At 47.4% G+C, this 435-nt stretch carries 1 protein-coding gene; it reads left to right on the top strand.

Going from position 1 to position 435, the window contains the following annotated elements; genetic code table 11:
• A partial coding sequence (locus ABR397_RS23370; RefSeq protein WP_350307784.1) for a hypothetical protein occupies positions 1-435 on the top strand: 435 nt, incomplete at both ends.

Raw genomic sequence — 435 nt, 5'->3', positions numbered from 1 at the left:
TATCGCGGCACAAGGCGGTTATCTGTACGCTCAGGCGATGGAAGAATCCAGTCACTATGAGAAAACAGAGACCAAACGTCGGTGGTATGGCAAAAAGAAAACCACCACACGTACTCATCATGATGTCACGAACAAAGTGACTGAATTTACCGCCGACGGCGATATTAACCTGTTAAGCCGGGATGACAGCACTTATGAAGCCAGCAAAATCGCCACCCATCAAAATGCCAAACTGGCCAGTACTCACGGTCAGGTTAATTTCAAAGCGGTAAAAAACAGCACCTTTGCGCAAACGATTACCCATTCCAAAGGGTTCTACATCAAGCAAACAGATAAAGGCTACACCGAAAATAGATGGGTGCTTCCCGCTATTCATCTCGGTGGAAAACTCACCGTAGAAGCAGCCAACGGTGTCAGCGCGGATATTAAAGCCCA

The sequence above is a fragment of the Photorhabdus viridis genome, from assembly GCF_040256935.1.
In the GTDB taxonomy this organism is placed as follows: domain Bacteria; phylum Pseudomonadota; class Gammaproteobacteria; order Enterobacterales; family Enterobacteriaceae; genus Photorhabdus; species Photorhabdus viridis.
This window is presented reverse-complemented; position numbering and strand designations above follow the sequence as displayed.